The 20,851-nt window shown below is 59.5% G+C and carries 16 protein-coding genes; 14 read left to right on the top strand and 2 right to left on the bottom strand.

Features of this window, described 5'->3' with window-relative positions; translation table 11 throughout:
* The first annotated feature begins 135 nt into the window (after positions 1-135).
* From fhuA to KHA73_RS24670, 5 genes are all read left to right on the top strand, one after another.
* Positions 136-2,331, top strand: coding sequence for a ferrichrome porin FhuA (gene fhuA, locus KHA73_RS19995; RefSeq protein WP_234586226.1), 2,196 nt, complete (start codon positions 136-138; stop codon positions 2,329-2,331).
* Positions 2,332-2,378: 47 nt separating this feature from the next.
* On the top strand, positions 2,379-3,176 hold the full coding sequence (gene fhuC, locus KHA73_RS19990; RefSeq protein ID WP_234586225.1) for a Fe3+-hydroxamate ABC transporter ATP-binding protein FhuC: 798 nt from the start codon (positions 2,379-2,381) through the stop codon (positions 3,174-3,176).
* Complete coding sequence (gene fhuD, locus KHA73_RS19985; RefSeq protein ID WP_234586223.1) at positions 3,176-4,084, top strand: Fe(3+)-hydroxamate ABC transporter substrate-binding protein FhuD; 909 nt, start codon at positions 3,176-3,178, stop codon at positions 4,082-4,084. The genes fhuC and fhuD overlap by 1 nt, the downstream gene beginning before the upstream one ends.
* Positions 4,081-6,069: a Fe(3+)-hydroxamate ABC transporter permease FhuB gene (fhuB, locus tag KHA73_RS19980; RefSeq protein ID WP_234586222.1), complete on the top strand. Its 1,989-nt coding sequence runs from the start codon at positions 4,081-4,083 to the stop codon at positions 6,067-6,069. The genes fhuD and fhuB overlap by 4 nt, the downstream gene beginning before the upstream one ends.
* A 300-nt stretch (positions 6,070-6,369) precedes the next feature.
* Positions 6,370-6,648, top strand: a complete 279-nt coding sequence (locus KHA73_RS24670; protein WP_390900207.1) for a Hok/Gef family protein — start codon at positions 6,370-6,372, stop codon at positions 6,646-6,648.
* Here KHA73_RS24670 and metK read toward each other — a convergent pair.
* A complete protein-coding gene (gene metK / locus KHA73_RS19970; RefSeq protein ID WP_061798653.1) occupies positions 6,564-7,718 on the bottom strand; it encodes a methionine adenosyltransferase in 1,155 nt (384 codons plus the stop codon). The two genes, KHA73_RS24670 and metK, sit on opposite strands and share 85 nt — an antisense overlap.
* 856 nt (positions 7,719-8,574) lie before the next feature.
* Between metK and speA the strand changes: the two genes are divergently transcribed.
* From speA to rluF, 9 genes are all read left to right on the top strand, one after another.
* Complete coding sequence (speA, locus tag KHA73_RS19965; RefSeq protein ID WP_234586220.1) at positions 8,575-10,551, top strand: biosynthetic arginine decarboxylase; 1,977 nt, start codon at positions 8,575-8,577, stop codon at positions 10,549-10,551.
* Positions 10,552-11,211: 660 nt separating this feature from the next.
* Positions 11,212-11,709 (top strand): fimbrial protein, encoded by a 498-nt coding sequence (locus KHA73_RS19960; protein ID WP_061798657.1) that lies wholly within the window; start codon positions 11,212-11,214, stop codon positions 11,707-11,709.
* Between the two features lie 95 nt (positions 11,710-11,804).
* Positions 11,805-12,479 (top strand): fimbrial biogenesis chaperone, encoded by a 675-nt coding sequence (locus KHA73_RS19955; RefSeq protein ID WP_234586219.1) that lies wholly within the window; start codon positions 11,805-11,807, stop codon positions 12,477-12,479.
* 48 nt (positions 12,480-12,527) lie between these two features.
* Positions 12,528-15,056 (top strand): fimbria/pilus outer membrane usher protein, encoded by a 2,529-nt coding sequence (locus KHA73_RS19950; protein WP_234586217.1) that lies wholly within the window; start codon positions 12,528-12,530, stop codon positions 15,054-15,056.
* Between the two features lie 10 nt (positions 15,057-15,066).
* Positions 15,067-15,987: a fimbrial protein gene (locus KHA73_RS19945; RefSeq protein WP_234586215.1), complete on the top strand. Its 921-nt coding sequence runs from the start codon at positions 15,067-15,069 to the stop codon at positions 15,985-15,987.
* A gap of 11 nt (positions 15,988-15,998) precedes the next feature.
* Positions 15,999-16,544, top strand: coding sequence for a fimbrial protein (locus KHA73_RS19940; protein ID WP_234586213.1), 546 nt, complete (start codon positions 15,999-16,001; stop codon positions 16,542-16,544).
* A 76-nt stretch (positions 16,545-16,620) separates the two neighbouring features.
* Positions 16,621-17,133 carry a fimbrial protein gene (locus tag KHA73_RS19935; RefSeq protein WP_234586212.1) on the top strand — a complete coding sequence of 171 codons (513 nt, stop codon included), beginning with the start codon at positions 16,621-16,623 and terminating at the stop codon, positions 17,131-17,133.
* Between the two features lie 291 nt (positions 17,134-17,424).
* Positions 17,425-18,345, top strand: a complete 921-nt coding sequence (gene speB / locus KHA73_RS19930) for an agmatinase (RefSeq protein WP_234586210.1) — start codon at positions 17,425-17,427, stop codon at positions 18,343-18,345.
* Between the two features lie 219 nt (positions 18,346-18,564).
* Positions 18,565-19,431: a 23S rRNA pseudouridine(2604) synthase RluF gene (gene rluF, locus KHA73_RS19925; RefSeq protein WP_234586209.1), complete on the top strand. Its 867-nt coding sequence runs from the start codon at positions 18,565-18,567 to the stop codon at positions 19,429-19,431.
* Positions 19,432-19,463: 32 nt separating this feature from the next.
* Here rluF and KHA73_RS19920 read toward each other — a convergent pair whose 3' ends face one another.
* Positions 19,464-20,699 carry an MFS transporter gene (locus KHA73_RS19920; protein ID WP_234586207.1) on the bottom strand — a complete coding sequence of 412 codons (1,236 nt, stop codon included), beginning with the start codon at positions 20,697-20,699 and terminating at the stop codon, positions 19,464-19,466.
* Positions 20,700-20,851 lie beyond the last annotated feature (152 nt).

Raw genomic sequence — 20,851 nt, 5'->3', positions numbered from 1 at the left:
AGCGGTTAATTGCTAACCTATTTGGCAGATGAATTCGGCTTGCAGTTTAATTTGCCTTCTGCATAAAATGCGACGCTTATAATAATTATTATCGTTTACATTCGTTATTGAATTATCCATCAGAGAAACCAAATTATGCCGACCAAGCGTCTTTCGTCTCCCGCAGCCAAACCGGGCCGTTCATCCGTCAGTATGTCAGCTTTCGCTGTCGCTGCAGCATTGGGTACGCTGGCCATGCCGGCATTTTCCGCCGATGCCAAGCCGGCAGCCAAGGAAGAAACTCTCACCGTCGTGGGCGGTGGCGCTGCGTCCTTGCAGGAAAGCGCCTGGGGGCCGGTCGGCACCTACGTAGCGAAACAGAGCGCCACCGGCACCAAAACCGATACGCCTGTTCAGAAGAACCCGCAGTCGGTGTCCGTGGTCACGCGTGAAGAAATGGACATGCGCCAGCCCGATACGGTGAAAGGCGCGCTGGCCTATGCGCCGGGCGTGTTCGCCAGCCGCGGCAGTTCCACGATCTATGATTCGGTGGCCATTCGCGGCTTCCCGGCGGTAAACACCAACCAGTATCTGGATGGGCTGCGCCTGCAGGGCGATAACTACAGCGAAGCCTCCATCGATCCGTATTTCCTCGAGCGCGCCGAACTGCTGCGCGGGCCGGTGTCGGTGCTGTATGGCAAAAGCAGCCCCGGCGGCCTGGTCTCGATGGTCAGCAAGCGGCCAACCACCGAGCCGCTGCGCGAAATCCAGTTTAAAATGGGCACCGACAATCTGTTCCAGACCGGATTCGATTTCAGCGACGCGCTGGACGATAACGGGATCTATTCCTATCGTCTGACCGGCCTGGCAAAAGACAGCGATGCGCAGCAGAACATGAGCAAAGAGAAGCGCTACGCGATTGCGCCTTCCTTTAGCTGGCGCCCGGATGACAAAACCAACTTCACGCTGTTGGCCAACATTCAAAACGATCCTTATACCGGTTATTACGGCTGGCTGCCGAAGCAGGGAACGCTGATCCCGCTGCCGAACGGCAACAAGTTGCCGACAGATTTCAATGAGGGCGAAGCCAGCAACTACACCTCGCGCAAGCAACGGATGATCGGCTACAGCTTCGAGCACGCCTTCAACGATACCTGGGCGGTGCGCCAGAATCTGCGTTATATGCAGTTGGAAACCGACCTGAAGAGCATTTACGGATATGGTTTGTCATCGCCGACGACGATTAATCGCCTCTATGTTCAATCGAAGGAACACCTGAACAATTTCTCTGTAGATACCCAAGCGCAGGCGAAGGTGAAAACAGGACAGATTGATCACACCTTATTGTTTGGGGTGGATTACTCGCGCATGCGTAACGACATTAATGCTATTTATGGTAGCGCCAGCGCTCTTAGCATGACTCATCCGCAGTATGGCAATGATGCTATTGACGTGGGTTCTTATTACAACTTCCTGAACCGCCAAGAGCAAACCGGCCTGTATGCGCAGGAACAGGGCGAGTGGAACCAATGGGTGCTGACGCTGGGCGGCCGTTACGACTGGGCGAAGACCTCTGCCTTTAACCGCAACCTGGGCACCACGGACGAACAAACCGACGGGCAGTTCACCTGGCGCGGTGGCCTGAACTACCTGTTTGACAACGGCATCACGCCGTACTTCAGCTACAGCCAATCGTTCGAACCTAATCTGGGCACCACCGCCGGCGGCAGCACCTTTAAGCCTTCGATCGGCAAGCAATTTGAAACCGGCGTGAAATACGTGCCGAAGGATCGACCGATCGTCCTGACGGCGGCGCTGTATCAGCTGACCAAAAACAACAACCTGACGCCGGATCCGGATAACGCGCAGTTCAGCGTGCAGAGCGGCGAGATTCGTTCGCGCGGCGTCGAGCTGGAGGCCAAGGCGGCGCTGAATGCCAACGTCAACCTGATCGCGTCTTATACTTACACGGATGCCAAGTACACCGAGGATACCAACTTCCAGGATAAGCCGACGCCGGAGATCCCCAAGCATACGGCCTCCCTGTGGGCGGACTACACCTTCCATGAAACGGCGGTCAGCGGCCTGACGTTGGGCTCCGGCGTGCGTTATGTCGGCACCAGCTCCAGCTTCAACAGCGCCGACAACAGCACCTTTAAAGTGCCTGATTACACCCTGGTGGATGCGACGATCAAATATGATTTGGCGCGCTTTGGCCTGCCGGGTTCGTCAGTCGGGGTTAATATCAACAACCTGTTCGACAAGACCTACGTCTCAAGCTGCTACCGCGATTATGCCTGCTACTGGGGCGCAGAACGTCAGGTGGTCGCCACCGCAACCTTCCGCTTCTAATTGGCTCGCCGGGGCGGCGCCATGCCGCTCCGGTCAAAGTAGGATCTATGCAGGATAAACACTTCAACCGCAACGCCGCCTTCGCGCTGGACAACGCCAGCTTCGCCGTGCCCGGCCGCGTGCTGCTGCAGCCGCTGTCGCTGACCTTCCCCGAAGGTAAAGTCTGCGGATTGATCGGCCATAACGGCTCCGGCAAATCCACGCTGCTGAAAATACTCGGCCGCCACCATAACCCTACGGCCGGCCGCGCCTTGCTGAATCAGCAGCCGCTGGCGCAGTGGGACAGCAAAGCCTTTGCCCGCCAGGTCGCTTACTTGCCGCAGCAGCTGCCCGCGGCGGAAGGCATGACGGTGCGCGAACTGGTGGCTATCGGCCGCTACCCGTGGCACGGCGCGCTGGGCCGCTTCGGCGTCAACGACCGCGAACAGGTGGAGGAGGCGATAGCGCTGGTGGGCCTGAAGCCCTTCGCCAACCGGCTGGTGGACAGCTTGTCCGGCGGAGAACGTCAACGGGCCTGGCTGGCGATGATGGTGGCGCAAGACAGCCGCTGCCTGCTGCTGGACGAACCGACCTCGGCGCTGGACATCGCCCACCAGGTTGAGGTGTTGGCGCTGATCCAGCGCCTGAGCCGCGAGCGCGGCCTGACGGTGATCGCGGTGCTGCACGACATCAACATGGCGGCGCGCTACTGTGACCATCTGGTGGCGCTGCGCGGCGGTGAAATGATTGCCCAGGGCGCCCCGCTGGAACTGATGCGGGGCCCGGTGCTGGAGCAAATTTATGGGATCCCTATGGGCACGCTGCCGCACCCAAGCGGCGGCGCTCCGGTGAGTTTTGTCTACTGATGTCTGCTTCTTTCAATGCTTATCCTGACCCGATGCGCCGCCGTTTATTGACGGCCATGGCGCTGTCGCCGCTGCTGTTTTCCCTGCCGGGCAGGGCCATCGATGTGCCGCCCGATATCACCCGCATTGCGGCGCTGGAGTGGTTGCCCATCGAGCTGCTGTTGGCGTTGGGCATCATGCCGCTGGCGGTGGCCGACATCCATAACTACAACCTGTGGGTGGAGGAGCCGAAGCTGCCTGCGTCGGTTTTCGACGTCGGCCAGCGCACCGAGCCCAATCTGGAACTGCTGCAGCAGCTGAAGCCTTCTCTGGTGCTGCTGTCGCAGGGCTACGGCCCGACGCCGCAAAAGCTGCAACCAATAGCCCCGACCATGAGCTTCGGCTTCAACGACGGCAGTGGCAAACCGCTGACGGTGGCCAGGCAGTCGTTGCAGGCGCTGGCCCAGCGGTTGGGGGTGGAAACCCGCGCGGTGCAACATCTGGCGCAGTTTGACCGTTTTATGCAGGACGCACGCCAGCGCCTGCATTCATATACCCGGCAGCCGTTGCTGATGTTCTCCCTGATCGACAGCCGCCATGCGCTGATTATCGGCCAGAAAAGCCTGTTCCAGGAAGTGATGGACCAGCTTGGCATCAAGAACGCCTGGGAAGGGGAAACCAACTTTTGGGGCACCGCGGTCGTGGGGATTGAACGCCTGATGGCGGTGAGCAATGCGCGGGCGATTTATCTCGATCATGGCAATCAGGCGATGATGGACAAGGTCAGCGCGACGCCGCTGTGGCGGGCGCTGCCTTTCGTGCGACAAAACCAGCTGCGGCAGGTGCCGGCGGTGTGGTTCTACGGCGCCACGCTGTCGGCGATGCGTTTTTGCCGCGTGCTGGAACAGGTGCAGGAGCGCAATTCATGAACGCAGGCAATCGGGCACTACCCCTGACGCTGATCCTGCTGCTGTTGGCGGCGGCCGGCGGCTTGACTATCTACAACCTGCTGCAGCAGCTGCCGCTGGCGCAGTGGGGGGCGGCGCTGAGCGCACCCGGCATCGAAGACGTGAACCAAATGCTGTTCCACTACAGCCTGCTGCCGCGGCTATCGGTGTCTTTGCTGGCCGGCGCCGGGCTGGGGCTGGTCGGCGTGCTGTTTCAACAGGTGTTGCGCAACCCGCTGGCGGAGCCGGCGACGCTGGGGGTTTCCGCCGGCGCGCAGCTGGGCCTGACCATCGCCACGCTGTGGGTGCTGCCGGGCGGTGAATTTACCCGCCAGCTGGCCGCCATGGCCGGCGCCATAGTGGTGGGCGGGTTGGTATTCGGCGTGGCCTGGGGCAAACGCATGTCGCCGGTGACGCTGATCCTGGCCGGGCTGGTGCTGGGGCTGTATTGCGGCGCGGTCAACAGCCTGCTGGCGCTGTTCAATTACGATCGGCTGCAGGGCTTGTTCCTGTGGAGCACCGGCGCGCTGAACCAGCAGGACTGGAGCGCGGTGCAGTTTATCCTGCCGCGATTGCTGGTAGCAGCCGCGCTGGCGGTGCTGCTGTTGCGCCCGCTGACGCTGCTGGGGCTGGACGATGGCGTGGCGCGTAACCTGGGGTTGGGTCTGTCGATGGCGCGCTTTTGCGCGCTGGCGTTGGCCATTATCTTCAGCGCCATGCTGGTGAACGCCGTGGGGGTCATTGGCTTTATCGGGCTGTTCGCGCCGTTGATGGCGAAAATGCTGGGGGCGCGCCGGCTGGCGCACCGCATGATGTTGGCGCCGCTGCTGGGTGCATTGCTGCTGTGGTTGACCGATCAGGTGATGATCTGGCTGACGCAGGTGTGGCGTGAGATCCCGACCGGGGCAGCGACCGCGCTGTTTGGCGCGCCGCTGCTGCTGTGGCTGTTGCCGCGCTTGCGCAGCGCCGCCACGCCGCCGCCGACGAACCTGGGCGACAAGGTGCCGGCGGAACGCGGGCATCTGCCGGGCTGGATAGCGCTGGCGGGGGCGCTGCTGTTAGCCGGACTGGCGGTGGCGCTGATGTTCGGCAAGAACGCCCACGGCTGGCACTGGAGCCTGGGGCCGGAACTGGAGTCCCTGTTGCCGTGGCGTTGGCCGCGGGTGCTGTCGGCGCTGGCGGCGGGCATGATGCTGGCGGTGGCCGGAACCCTGATCCAAAAGCTGACCGGCAACCCGATGTCCAGCCCGGAAGTGCTGGGCATCAGCTCCGGCGCGGCCTTTGGCGTGGTGGTGATGCTGTTTATCGTGCCGGGCGATGCCTTCGCCTGGCTGCTGCCGGCGGGCAGCCTGGGGGCCGCCGGCACGCTGCTGGTGATCATGATCGCCGCCGGGCGCGGCGGTTTCTCCACCGAGCGCATGCTGCTGGCCGGCATTGCGCTCAGCACCGCCTTCACCACCACCATTTTCCTGCTGCTGGCCAGCGGCGACCCGCGCATGGGCGGCCTGCTGACCTGGATCTCCGGTTCAACCTACTCGGTGGATGCCGCTCAGGCGGTGCGCACCGCGCTGATCGCCGCCGGGCTGATCGCGTTGGCGCCGCTGTGCCGCCGCTGGCTGACCATTCTGCCGCTGGGCGGCGCCACCGCCCGTTCGGTGGGCATTGCGCTGACGCCGGTGCGGCTGGCCATTCTGCTGCTGGCCGCCACCCTGACCGCCATGGCGACGCTGACCGTGGGGCCGTTGAGCTTTATCGGCCTGATGGCGCCGCATATGGCGCGCATGCTGGGGTTCCGCCGTGCGCTGCCGCAGATGCTGATCGCCGCGCTGTTGGGCGGCCTGCTGATGGTGTTCGCCGACTGGTGCGGGCGGATGGTGATGTTCCCGTATCAGATCCCCGCCGGGCTGCTGGCGACCTTTATCGGCGCGCCGTATTTCGTCTATCTGTTGCGCAAGCAGACGTCGTAATCGGCGCTGTCGCAACATCGAGGGCTCGGCATCGCCGGGCCCTGGTCTTTTCTGCTTTCAGGCCGTTGCAAGGCGTTGCGCATCGGGACGCAGAAACGGCATTGAGTGCGAAAAGGGGAACGGGAATGTGCGGGGAGATGAATATACTGCGCGCGGGTGCTCTGGATCTTTCGTCCTGAGCATACGCCAGGGACAGAAAGAGAAAAGCCCCGAGTCGATGTACATCAACCCGAGGCCCACTCTAACGCCTGACAACGTTAAGTTAGCTTCTTACCCGCCGCGCGGCAAGGAGAAGAAGGCATGATGCCTGACAAACGGAGCGTATTAAAACTGATCGTTATTTGTGCCACGGTTATATCATTGGCATGGATAACACACAGCCAGCTTTGCGAGCTGCGCATCCGCCCGCTGATTGTCGGCGCGTTGATCCACGAGCACCCGCCAAACAAAAACGGCGAGCCCAAGGCTCGCCGTTTTCATGTTGATGCGCAGGCTTATTTCAGGCCGGCGGCCTCGCGCAGCAGCGCTGCCTTGTCGGTCGCTTCCCAAGGGAAGTGCTCGCGGCCGAAGTGGCCGTAGGCGGCGGTTTCGCGATAGATCGGCTGCAGCAGATCCATCATCTGGATCAGGCCGTATGGGCGCAGATCAAAGAACTCGCGCACCAGCAGCGTCAGCTGTTCGGTAGGGACTTTCTCGGTGCCGAAGGTTTCCACCATGATGGAGGTCGGTTCCGCCACGCCGATGGCGTAAGAAACCTGGATCTCGCAGCGGTCGGCCAGGCCGGCGGCGACGATGTTTTTCGCCACGTAGCGCGCGGCGTAAGCGGCGGAACGGTCAACCTTGGACGGATCCTTGCCGGAGAACGCGCCGCCGCCGTGACGGGCCATGCCGCCGTAGGTGTCGACGATGATCTTGCGGCCGGTCAGGCCACAGTCGCCCATTGGGCCGCCGATAACGAAGCGGCCGGTCGGGTTGATGTGGTATTTGGTGCTGGCGCTCAGCCATTCCGCCGGCAGCACCGGCTTGATGATCTCTTCCATCACCGCTTCTTGCAGATCTTTCAGCGCGATGTCTTCGGAGTGCTGGGTAGACAGCACCACGGCGTCGATGCCGACGATTTTGCCGTCGTCATACTGGAAGGTCACCTGGCTCTTGGCGTCCGGGCGCAGCCACGGCAGGGTGCCGTTTTTACGCACTTCGGACTGGCGCTGCACCAGACGGTGCGCGTAGGTCACCGGCGCAGGCATCAGCACGTCGGTTTCGTTGGTGGCATAGCCAAACATCAGGCCCTGATCGCCAGCACCCTGTTCCAGCGGATCGGTACGGTCAACGCCCTGGTTGATGTCCGGGGATTGCTTGCCGATGGCGCTCAGTACCGCACAGGAGTTGGCGTCAAAACCCATATCCGAATGAACGTAGCCGATTTCACGCACGGTTTTACGGGTGATCTCTTCGATATCGACCCAGGCGCTGGTGGTGATTTCGCCGCCGACCAATACCATGCCGGTTTTCACGTAGGTTTCGCAGGCTACGCGCGCTTTAGGATCCTGTTCCAGGATGGCGTCGAGTACGGCATCGGAAATCTGGTCGGCGATTTTATCAGGATGTCCTTCGGAGACGGATTCGGACGTGAATAGGTGTTTAGCCATTGTATTCTTTACCTTGCATAAGACGGGTTAGAAATTACTGCACAGCGCTGGAGATCCGGCATCAAAGCGAAGGGTCTTCCGCTGATGGCGCGAGATGCATCCTGCAACGCCCCTCAGGCAAAGCCGTTAAGCAGTTTATCAGTTAACCAGTATAGATGGATTAACATCTGGACGTCTATTTTAGGTCAGGCTTTAGCCGGATTGCCAGTAATTTTTTGCGCTTCCGCTCTTTTGCGCAAACGGGCTGGCGCCATTTTCACCGCTTGAAACAGTTTCCGCCGAATTTTCATTTTGCTTTTTACCTGGGTTACCGGTATAAACTGCGCGCGCGGCTCATTTGCTGCACAGCGCCGGGCCGGAAGCGGTGAACTTCTGGCTCCGTCGTCGCCGCTTCATCGAACGGTCACGTTCTTACATTATATTAGAGGCTTGTTCGTTCGCTCCCTGGACGACGCGCGTGGAGGTGGTTGGATTAATGATCCGTTGTCTACCGGTTGTTGGTTCTCAACAGCAGTGCCGTTCTGGCGCACATTCTTCTGCTATTTCCCGTCTTGTCTCTACACCACCTTCCAGGTGTGATGAACACTTGGGCGCTACTCAGGATCCTCGGGCCGGCTAACGGTCGTCTGAAGAACTGAACAAGGGTAGCCTGCAGCCTTCCTGTGGGATGTTTCTTGACCCGATTCACGAGGTTTGAACAGGGTGTCTTACAATAATTCTTTTGGGCATAAACCGAACGCTGACCGCGAACGGCAGTCTTATTCGCTGCCGAAAGGGCGGTTTGTTGGGTTGTTCTCGCGGGTTGTAGCTGCGATAGTGGCTGACCGTATCGTCAGTACGCGATGTGAGGCGAGTAATGTCTGATGATCTGTTGATTCATCGTCCGTCAGCTGCGGGCGAATCTATATCTTTGCGCTCCATGCAGGAGGTTGCCATGAATGATCGTAATGCCAGCAAGATGCTGCGCACGTATAACGTCGCCTACTGGGGCAACAATTACTATGACGTCAACGAGTTGGGCCACATCAGCGTGTGCCCGGATCCGGACGTCCCGCAGGCGCGTGTCGATCTGGCAGAACTGGTCAAAGAGCGCCAGAAAGACGGCCAGCGCCTGCCTGCGCTGTTCTGTTTCCCGCAGATCCTGCAGCACCGCCTGCGTTCGATCAACGCCGCGTTCAAACGCGCGCGCGAATCCTTCGGCTATGAGGGCGGCTATTTCCTGGTTTACCCGATCAAGGTGAACCAACACCGCCGGGTGATCGAATCCCTGGTGAACTCCGGCGAACCGCTGGGGCTGGAAGCCGGCTCCAAGGCCGAGCTGATGGCGGTGCTGGCGCATGCCGGCATGACCCGTTCGGTGATCGTGTGCAACGGTTACAAAGACCGCGAATACATCCGCCTGGCGCTGATCGGCGAGAAGCTGGGGCACAAGGTGTACCTGGTGATCGAGAAGATGTCCGAGATCAACATGGTGCTGGAAGAGGCCGAGCGGCTGAACGTGGTGCCGCGCCTGGGCGTACGTGCGCGTCTGGCGTCGCAGGGCTCCGGTAAGTGGCAGTCGAGCGGCGGCGAGAAGTCCAAGTTCGGTCTGGCCGCGATACAGGTGCTGAAGCTGGTGGAAACCCTGCGCGAAGCGGGCCGCCTCGACAGCTTGCAGCTGCTGCACTTCCACCTGGGTTCCCAGCTGGCCAACATTCGCGACATCGCCACCGGCGTGCGGGAATCGGCGCGTTTCTACGTCGAACTGCACAAGCTGGGCGTCAATATCCAGTGCTTTGACGTGGGCGGCGGTTTGGGCGTCGACTATGAAGGCACCCGTTCGCAGTCCGACTGTTCGGTGAACTACGGCCTGAATGAATACGCCAACAACGTCATCTGGGGTATCGGCGACGCCTGTAACGAGCATGGCCTGCCGCACCCGACGGTGATCACCGAATCCGGCCGCGCGGTGACCGCGCACCACACGGTGCTGGTGTCCAACGTGATCGGCGTTGAACGCAATGAGTTCAGCGAGCCGCTGCCGCCGGCGGAAGACGCGCCGCGCGCGCTGGAGAGCATGTGGGAAACCTGGCTGGAAATGAACGAGCCGGAAAACCGCCGCTCGCTGCGCGAATGGCTGCACGACAGCCAGATGGACCTGCACGACGTGCACACCCAGTACGCGCACGGCATGCTGGATCTGACCAAGCGCGCCTGGGCCGAGCAGCTGTATCTGAACATCTGCAACAAGATCCAGCAGCAGCTCGATCCGAGCAACCGCGCGCACCGTCCGATCATCGACGAACTGCAGGAACGCATGGCGGACAAGTTCTACGTCAACTTCTCGCTGTTCCAATCCATGCCGGACGCATGGGGCATCGATCAGCTGTTCCCGGTCCTGCCGCTGGAAGGGTTGGATAAGCCGCCGGAAGGCCGCGCGGTGCTGCTCGACATCACCTGCGACTCCGACGGCACCATCGATCATTACGTTGACGGCGACGGCGTAGCCACCACCATGCCGATGCCGCCGTACGATCCGGATAACCCGCCGGCGCTGGGCTTCTTCATGGTCGGCGCGTACCAGGAGATCCTCGGCAACATGCACAACCTGTTCGGTGACACCGCGTCGGTCGACGTGTTCGTGTTCCCGGACGGCAGCGTGGAAACCGAGCTGTCGGACGAAGGCGACACCGTGGCGGACATGCTGGAATACGTGCAGCTCGATCCGACCGCGTTGCTGGCCAAGTTCCGCGATCAGGTAAAAGAAACCGATCTGGACGACGCGCTGCAGGCGCAGTTCCTGGAAGAGTTCGAAGCCGGTCTGTATGGCTATACCTACCTGGAAGACGAATAATATCGTCCTGAAAGGCCGGGCGCCGTTAAGGTGCCCGGCCTTTTTTGTGTGATCCCGCCTAATTTACGTCTCTGTTTACAGGTAACGTTCTCTCGCTTGTAGATAAGAATTAACTTACTTTAGTTATATATATTCATGCGAGAAATATTTAAAAGCGGATGCATTATAATTATTGTTTTTTTCGTGAACTATAAATTCCATAACCATTCATATTTTCTTTATTTTACACTTTGTTTCCTATTGTTGATTGATAATTTATTCATGCTGCATTTTATTGCTGGTTTGATTTAACTGATTTATTTTTAATGGATTTAACGGCTTTTCGCTCTATTTCTGTGAGGGCGGCATAGGGTGAAATCTGGTTTTACATAAAAACAAATCATTAACGGATATGTTATTAGCCTTGTTCGGTAATATTTTGGGTTTGTGGTTGAATTGATCTTTTTAAATGCCTTATTATCTTTTTCGGGTTTTAATTTGTCCTCTCCCCATCAGCAACGTATGCCAAGAAGTGGTTCGTACGGCCGGTTATCTCGTATCTCGCATAAGGTATCTGTATCAGTAATATCGATACAAAAAGAAGTGGCGCCAGCGCCACTGTGAATCGATGTATTAACGTCGAAATATGAATGAGTTGTTTAAACTATATAAGGGATTTATATGAAAAACTATCTGGTTGCTTCTGCACTGGCCTGTGCGGTGCTCTCATCTTCCGCGTTTGCCGCCGACGGCGTGATTAACTTCACCGGTAAAATTATCAATAACGCCTGCGTGGTTAACCCGACGCTTAACGTGCAAATGGGCGATGTCGCGGCCACCGATTTTAAAAAAGTGGGTGATGAATCGGGTTCTCGTGCCTTCGATCTGGAACTGAAAGACTGTCCGGTGAACCTGAAGAATGCCAAAGTGACCCTGGACGGCGCGGCGGATGCCAACAACGCCGAGCTGTTCAAGTTGAATGACGCCGGCGCCACCGGCCTGGCGCTGCGCATTGAAAGGCCTGGCAATAAAGCCGTAATTCCGGGCAGCAGCACGGCAGATATCCCATTATCTGAGGGAAATAATTTACTGCCATTCGTTGCGGCCTATAAATCGACGGATAAAGTCACCGCCGGCGACGCTAATGCCACCCTTCAATTCAGCATTTCATATAATTAATTTATATATCTTAGCTGTTATCCGCCGGTGAGTTATATTTCGCCGGCGATTTTTTCAGCGCGTTTCAGTCAATCACCTCAAGGGAATGAACCATAATGAAGCCAGTCTATATTGCGCTTTGCGCCGCGCTGTTAATCAATAGCTTTCAGGCCGCCGCCGGGGTGGTGATTGGCGGCACACGGCTGGTATATCCCGGCGCGAAAAAAGAAGCGACCATCACGGTGAAGAACCCGGACGACATTCCTTACCTGGTGCAATCCTGGGTTAACGCCGACCTGGAAGGCAACGTCAAGGCGCCGTTCATAGTGACGCCGCCGCTGTTCCGCCTGAACGGCGGAAGGGAGAATACCCTGCGGGTGGTGAAAACCGGCCAGGCGCTGCCGGAAGACCGCGAATCGGTATTCTGGCTCAGCGTCAAGACCGTGCCGCCGGAGGCCGAAGGCAAAGGCAACCACCTGCAAATCGCGGTGCGCACCCGCATCAAACTGTTCTACCGCCCGGCCTCGCTGAGCGGTTCGCTGGAAGAGGCGGCCAAGAAAGTGCGCTGGGAGCGCAGCGGCGGCACGCTGAAGGCGATCAATGACTCCCCTTACTTCTTAAGCTTCTCCACGGTGACCGTCGCCGGTGAAAAAATCAAGGAGCCGCAGATGGTGGCGCCGTTCGCCACGCTGAGTTACTCCCTGCCGGCTTCGGCCGGCGGCAAGCAGGTCAGCTGGCAGGTGATCAATGACTACGGTGGCCTGAGCGAGCTGCACCAGCAGGCGCTGTGATAGCACCATCAGTGCGTCAGGGACGCGGCACAAACAGGGACGTGGAACATGAACAGCAAAACTGCGCCCCGCCGGCGTAAGCCGCGGCCGCGCGAATACCGGCTGGCGCCGTTGGCCTGGCAGATCGCTGGCCTGCTGATGTGCAGCGGCATGGCGCAGGCGGAATACCGTTTCAGCTCGTCGCTGCTGCAGGTAGGCAATACGCCGCAAACCGAAGTGGATCTGGCGCTGTTCTCCGACGGCGACAAACAGCCACCGGGGGAATACCGCGTCGATGTGTTTCTCAACGAACAGCGGCTGGATACCCGCACGCTGGCCTTCTCGCTGCAGCCGGACGCCCAGGGCCAGGAGCGGCTGCAGCCCTGCCTGACGCTGGAAGACCTGGCCGGGTTTGGCGTCGATCTCACCGCGTTTCCCGCTTTGCGGCAGACCGGTGAGTGCATCAATCTGCCGCAGGCGATCCCCGGTGCCAGAGCGGAACTGCAGTTCGAGCAGCAACAGCTTAGGCTGAGCATTCCGCAGGCGGCGTTAAAGCGCCAGGCGCGCGGCTACGTGCCGCCGGAGCAGTGGGATAGCGGCATCCCGGCGGTGTTAAGCAACTATACCCTGCGCGGGGCGAACGATCGCAGCCGGCAGGGCGGCGGTAATGAAAGCAGCTATTTCGTTAACCTGCGCAACGGCGCCAACTGGGGGGCCTGGCGCGTACGGCACGACGGCGTGTGGAGCCGCGACAGCCGGAGCGAAGCGCATTGGCGCACGCTGAACAGCTATGTGCAACGGGATATCACGCCGTTGAACGGGCTGTTGACGCTGGGCGACGCCACCACGCCGGGCGATATCTTCGACTCCTTGCCGCTGCGCGGCATGCTGCTGGCCTCGGTGGAGGAGATGTACCCGGATAGCCTGCGCGGCTACTCGCCGGTGGTGCGCGGCATCGCCAAAAGCAATGCCGAGGTGATCATCCGCCAGAACGGCGTGGTGATCGATCAACGCTATGTGCCGCCGGGCGCGTTTGAAATCAGCGATCTGTATGCGGTTTCCGGCAGCGGCGATCTGGACGTCACCATCAAGGAAAGCGACGGCGCGGAACAGCGCCTGCTGGTGCCGTTCGCCTCGCTGCCGGTGCTGCAACGCGAAGGGCGGCTGAGCTACGGCCTGGCCGCCGGGCAATACCGTGCGCAGGACGCGAGCGCCGATGACGAAAAGTTCATGCAAGGCACTTTAATTTACGGCCTGCCGTTCGGCACCACGGTTTACGGCGGCGGCCAGTGGGCCAACCGTTATCGTTCGCTGGCGCTGGGCGTGGGGCAAAACCTTGGCCGCGCAGGCGCGCTGTCGCTGGACATCACCCAAAGCTGGATCCGGCGGCGCGAAGGCGCGCTCCAGGGCGATAACCAGCAGGGCCAGATGTGGCGCCTGCGCTATGAGAAAAGCTTCCCGCTCACCGGCACCCAACTGAGCATGGCCGGTTACCGCCACGCCAGCGAAGGCTACGCCACGCTGCAACAGGCGATGCAAACCAACGGCCGGGCTGACAATAGCGCTACCCGCAGCCGCAAAGAGCTTTCGCTGCAGCAGGGGTTGGGATTATTGCCCGGCTCGTTGTTCCTGAGCCTGACGGAAGACCAGAGCTGGGGTGAACAGGGCAAGCGCCGTTCGGTCAGCCTGGGTTACAACGGCAGCGTCAAGGGGGTGAGCTACGGCCTCAACTATAGCCAGAACCAGAGCCGCGGGGCGGAAACCGATCGGGTGGTGGCGCTGAATCTCAGCATTCCGCTGAACCTGTGGGCGCACAACACCTGGGCCAGCTACGGCATCAGCAACAGCAACCGCGGGCAGACTACGCAAACTCTGGGAATAAACGGCACCGCGCTGGAAGGCGACAACCTGAACTGGGGGCTGAGCGGCGGCTACGGCAACCAGGGCGAAGGGGAAAACGGCAATCTGTCGCTCGGCTATCGCGGCAGCAAGGCGCTGCTCGGCGCCGGGCTGAGCCACGACGGCCAGCGCCAGCGGCTGAATTATGACATGCAGGGCGGGTTGCTGTTGCATGCCGGCGGGCTGACGCTGTCGCAGCCGCTGAACGACACGGTGGCGCTGGTGCATGCGCCGGGTGCCGGCGGGGTGAGCGTGGTCAACCAGGTGGGGGTGAAAACCGACGCTCGCGGCTATGCGGTGGTGCCTTATCTCTCCGCCTATCGCCAGAACCCGATTGCGCTGGACCCGACCACCCTGGCGGACGACGTGGAGCTGGAGCTGACCAGCCAGACGGTGATACCAACCCGCGGTGCGGTGGTGCTGGCGGACTACCAGACCAAGGTGGGGGCGCGGCTGATGATGACGCTGACGCGCGCCGATGGCCGCCCGGTGCCGTTCGGCGCCATCGCCGGCCTGGCGGGCGGCGACAACAGCAGCATCGTCGGCGACGGCGGCCAGCTGTTCCTGGCGGGCATGCCGGCCAGCGGCACGCTGCAGGTGCAGTGGGGCAAGCAGCCTGACCAGCAGTGCCAGGTCAACTACAGCCTGCCGGAGACGGTCGGCCCGGAGATTCCGGAGATGGCGGCCCAGTGTCGTTAAGGAGTGAAGGATGAAGACAGGAGTATGGAGGCTCGGCCTGTGTGGGCTATGGGCGGCGGGCAGCGCCTGGGGGGCCGAGTGCCCGCAGGTGGAAACCCCGGAACGGGTGTTGTTCGACATCCCCGCGCAAACCCTGCAGCGTGATCTGCCAGTGGGCAGCGTGATATGGCAAGGGGCGCGTCAGGTGCAGCAACCGGCATCACTGGCGCCTTGCGAAAGCGTTAGCGATGCCCGCCTCAACCTGTTGGGCAACGACAGTGGCGCACGCAGCGGGCGCAGCGCGGTTTACAGCACCAACATTCGCGGTCTGGGTTATGCGCTGAGCACCGACGGCGGCTTTAATGAAGGCTGGCCGGCCGATGGCGCGATCGCCGCCGGCAAGCAACAGCTCAGCCTGCGGCTGGTGGTGACCGGGCCGTTGTCTTCCGGCGTATTGGCGGTGGAAACGCTGGCGCGCCGCGCGGTCAACGGCCGGCCGGTGCTGGACATTGCGTTGCAAAAACCGGTCGCCATCACCCGGCTGGCCTGCGAGCTGCAGGGCAACCGCAACCGCACGGTGGCGCTGGGGGACGTGGCGCGCAGCGATTTTCGCGGCCAGGGCAGCACACGCGGCGAACAGCCGTTCCTGCTGGATCTGGCCTGCGACGCCGGCGCCCAGGTCAACATTCAGTTCGACGGCATTGCCGCCGGCAGCGACGCGCCGGGCGTGCTGGCTCTGGTCAGCCCCGATGCGCCATCCAGCGCACGCGGCGTCGGGGTGCAGTTGCTCTACCGCGGCGCACCGCTGGCATTGGGGGAGCGGTTGCCGTTGGAAACCGCCCCGCAGGGGCTGCACAGCTACCCGTTCAGCGCCCGCTATTACCAAACGCAACCGCAGATCGCCGCCGGCGAAGCCAATGCGGTGGCGACCTTTAGCCTCACCTATCAATAAGGATGAAGATAATGATGAGAAAAATAGCCCTGCCCCTGACGCTGCTCGGCGCCGCCATGCTGGTGCCGCCGCTGCAGGCGGCGGATGGGAGTATTAATGTGACCGGCCGGGTGGTGGAAAGTGCCTGCGTAGTCGATGCGGGTTCTAAGAATCAGATTCTGAATTTAGGAACGACGACCTCTCATGGCGGGCATAAAGAATTTAATATTGTGTTACAGGATTGCCCGGCGAGTATTTCGCAGGTACGTGTGAGGTTTGAAGGGACTGCGGTGAATCCAAACGGCTGGGATTGGGAAAAAAGTGTGTTCGCGGCCAATAATAGCTCTGAGCCGGGCGCTGCCAAAGGCGTTGGTTTTATGATTTACTATTATCCAGAAACAACCCATACGTCTACCCATCTCGCTCCTAATGAACTCAGTGAACTCTTTACATTGAAAACTGGGACTGTAAATAGATTAGAATTTACCACTTATGCAATAATGACAGACGCATATGCCTCTGCTGTTGAGTTCGGAAAGGCCATTGCTGATATTCAATTTAGTATTGTTCATCCATAAATAAATTAACTTTATTATATATAGATGCCGACATGCTTTGAACGGCCATTTATAATGAATGCTAAAAGGATTTTCTATGAAAAAAGTAATTTATTTCCTGACCGGTGGCCTGCTCGGAAGTGCTCTGCTCACGGCTCATGCCAGCGATGGCAACTTGCGTATTATTGCCGATATTGTAAAGCCTACTTGTAATCTGCAGACAAAAAGCTTGACTGTAGGGCTAGGGGATCTTGATGCTACTGAACTGAATAAGATAAATGCGACCAGTGCATGGGTGCCATTCAAGTTTAAATTTTCAGATTGCGTTCCCAGTACTTATGTTTGGTTTGAATTTGAAGGCGAAACACCAGATTCTAGCTCTGGTATATTTATGCTGGATAATTCATCTGAAAGCGCCAAAGGTTTAGGTCTGCAAATCAGTCGTTATCAAATGGATGAGCTGATCTTTTATCCTAACAGAAGCGGCTATGCTGATAGTGTAAGTAATAGTGGTGAGGTAGGGTTGTTTGCTCGTTATAAAACCTACGCTTTACCCATTGCATCAGGAAAAGCTAATGCCACCATTCAGTTTAGCGTGACTTATAAATAATTACATAGCGTGAAATATCTATTCCAAGGTGCGATGTATCATCCCGAGCGACAAGGTGATGCTCCGCATTGCAAACATCACCACCCAACTTAAGCAAAATGTCAGGGTATGGAATTAATCTCACCCGCTTGAAGCTTAGGAAAAATGCGGCCATAATCTTCTCTATCGGTAGCACCGAAACAAACATTACATCAATCCCTTTCTCGTCGGGCTAACGACGCGGGAGGGATTTTTTTTTGTAACCGCCCGGCGCCAAAGTCTGGGCAACTTGTTGAACTACGAGGGTTTACTATGAGCACCTTAGGCCATCAGTCCGATAATTCTTTAGTGTCCAACGCCTTTGGTTTCCTGCGCTTTCCGCTGAACTTCATGCCTTACGACAGCGATGCAGAGTGGGTCATCACCGGCATTCCGTTTGATATGGCAACCTCCGGCCGCGCCGGCGGCCGCCACGGCCCAGCGGCTATCCGTCAGGTTTCCACCAACCTGGCCTGGGAAGGCAACCGCTGGCCGTGGAGCTTCGATCTGCGCGATCGTCTGAACGTGGTTGACTGCGGCGACATCGTGTTCAACTTCGGCGACGCTCAGGACATGAGCGACAAGCTGCAGGCGCACGCGGAAAAGCTGCTGAAGGCCGGCAAGCGCATGCTCTCTTTCGGCGGTGACCACTTTGTCACGCTGCCGCTGCTGCGCGCTCACGCCAAACATTTCGGCAAGCTGGCGCTGGTGCATTTTGACGCCCACACCGACACCTACGCTAACGGCAGCAAATACGATCACGGCACCATGTTCTTCCATGCGCCGAACGAAGGCCTGATCGACCCGCACCATTCGGTGCAGATCGGCATCCGCACCGAGTTCGATCATGACAACGGTTTCACCGTACTGGACGCCGCGCAGGTCAACGATCGCAGCGTGGACGACCTGCTGACCCAGATCAAAGGGATCGTTGGCGACATGCCGGTCTACCTGACCTTCGACATCGACTGCCTCGATCCGGCGTTTGCGCCTGGCACCGGCACCCCGGTGATCGGCGGCCTGACCTCCGATCGCGCGCTGAAGCTGGTGCGCGGCATGCAGTCGCTGAACATCGTCGGCATGGACGTGGTTGAAGTGGCGCCGGCCTACGACCAGTCAGAAATCACCGCGCTGGCCGCAGCGACGCTGGGCCTGGAAATGCTGTACCTGCAGGCGGCGAAAAAAACCAAATAAGTTCCCAAGAGTATTAACAGGCGGTTAGGGGCTGTAAACCGAGCCGCCTGTAACGGTATCATAGAGAAATACACACAACCGGGATCTATATACCCTATGGATTTCAAGCCGCAGCCAGGCGCCCAGCTCGCTCATCCCCGGGAGCTTGCTTTTGTAAGTGACTGGGGGGAGTGCAGGTAACAACGCTGCGGCTTGAAAGACGACGGGTATGGAGAAAGCATGCTGACCAAGCCTTCAACACGTCTTAACAAATATATCAGCGAGAGCGGCATTTGCTCCCGCCGCGATGCCGATCGTTACATCGAACAAGGCAACGTTTTTATCAACGGCAAGCGCGTGGCGCTTGGCGATCGGGTATTTCCAGGGGACGTCGTCAAGGTCAACGGTCAGCTGATCGAACCCCGCAATGAAGACGATCTGGTCTTTATCGCGTTAAACAAACCGGTGGGCATCGTCAGCACCACGGAAGACGGCGAGAAAGACAACATCGTCGATTTCGTCAACCACAGCACGCGCATCTTCCCGATTGGCCGGCTGGATAAAGATTCACAGGGGCTGATCTTCCTGACCAACCACGGCGATCTGGTGAACAAGATCCTGCGTGCGGGTAATGACCACGAGAAAGAATATCGGGTGACGGTCAACAAGCCGGTAACCGACGAGTTTATTCGCGGCCTGGGCGCCGGTGTGCCGATGCTGGGCACCGTGACCAAAAAGTGCAAGGTGAAGAAAGAAGCGCCTTTTGTGTTCCGCATCGTGCTGGTTCAGGGGCTTAACCGCCAGATCCGCCGCATGTGCGAGCATTTCGGCTATGAGGTCACCAAGCTGGAGCGCACCCGCATCATGAACGTCAGCCTCACCGGGCTGCCGCCGGGCGAGTGGCGTGATTTAACCGACGACGAGCTTATCGAACTGTTTAAATCGATTGAGGATTCCTCATCGGAAGCCAAACCTGCGAAGAAGGCCCAGCCTGCGGCCAAGAAAAAGCCTGCCGTCAGCGGGCCGAAAAGCGCCGATAGGCCCGGCGGCGTTCCGGCCGGCCGCAAGCGTTTCGCCCAGCCTGGCCGCAAAAAGAAAGGGCGCTGAGCCGCCCAACGCGAGGCCGGCGTTTCGCCGGCCTATGCCCGCCGCGCCGCGCGCGTCATCAGCATCCGGCTGAACAGCACGCCGCCCGCCAACAGCGTCACCAGCTGCGACACCATCAGCACCGCGAACCCCGAAGACACCTTACCCTGGCTGGCCATCACCATTCCCATCATCATCGGCACAAACGCCGAGAACAGATTGCCGACGCCGTTAATCAGGCCATAGGCGCTGCCCACCGCCTGTGGAGGGGCGTAATGCTGCAACAGCGTGGGGATCGCCGCGCCCTGCGCGCCCCAGCAGGCATTGGCCGCCAGCAGGAAGAAGGCGATCCAGCCGAGCTGCTGGCTGTGCATCAGGCCGTAGATACATGCTGCGGTCGCCGCGCCGCCGAAGGCGAAAATCAGCGGCGCCTGATAGGGTCGAATGCGATCGAGCAGCACGCCGCCGAGGTATTTCGATCCGATGCTGACGATGAACGGCAGCGCAGCCATCCAGCCCATCTGTTTGATGGAAAAGCCTTTCTCGTCGATCAAATAGGCCGGCAGCCAGGAGCTGGATCCCCACAGGTAGCTGAGGGTGGCGATCTCGATCAGCATGATCCAGCCGAGCATCGGCGTGCGCCAGGCCTGAACGAAGGTCTCCCAGACGCGGCGCAGCACCGGCCGCCGCTCCATGGCGCGCGGCGGCAGCGAAGCCGGATGAATAAACAGCCGCACCAGCGCCAGCCCCAGCAGCAGATTGATCAACGCCAGCAGATAGAACGACATCGCCCAGCCGAAGTGCGCCATCAGGAAACTCACCAGCGGAAAGCCGATTACCAGCCCCAACGAAACGCCCAGGGTGCTGACCGCATTAGGTTTGCCGCGCTCGTCGGCGGCGAAATGGTCGCCGATGTACATGGTTTTCAACGAAAATAGTGGCCCCTCGCTGATGCCGAGCAGCGCGCGCACCGCCAGCAACAGCAGCGCCGAGCCCGCCAGCGGCGAGGCGGCGGTGAGCAGTGCCCACAGCAGGATGCTCAGCGTCAGTGCGCGCCGGTAACCCATCAAGGTTTCCAGGAACGGCGTCAGCAGCATGGCGGAAACCCCGTAACCCAGTAAGAACGCCGTCATCAACACGCCCTGATGCGCGCGGTTGCCGCCGAGCTGGAAGTGGTGCAGGAAGTCGGGATTGACCAGCATCACGGCGATATTCACCCGATCCGCATAGGCGATAACGATTAAAAACAGCAGGGCAATGACCCCGAACCAGCGTTGACGTTGTTGCACGATGCGCTCCTTTTGCGGGCGATGGTCAAATCCAGGCGGCAAGAAACTAACCCGCTGATTTCATAGTGCAGAAAGGCAGGTTTTTAACCGATTAAATGTGAATTAATTGTTATCAAAATGATGTGGCAGATCCTGGGGGAAAACTTTTACTC

This window comes from Serratia entomophila, from assembly GCF_021462285.1.
GTDB lineage: Bacteria > Pseudomonadota > Gammaproteobacteria > Enterobacterales > Enterobacteriaceae > Serratia > Serratia entomophila.
This window is presented reverse-complemented; position numbering and strand designations above follow the sequence as displayed.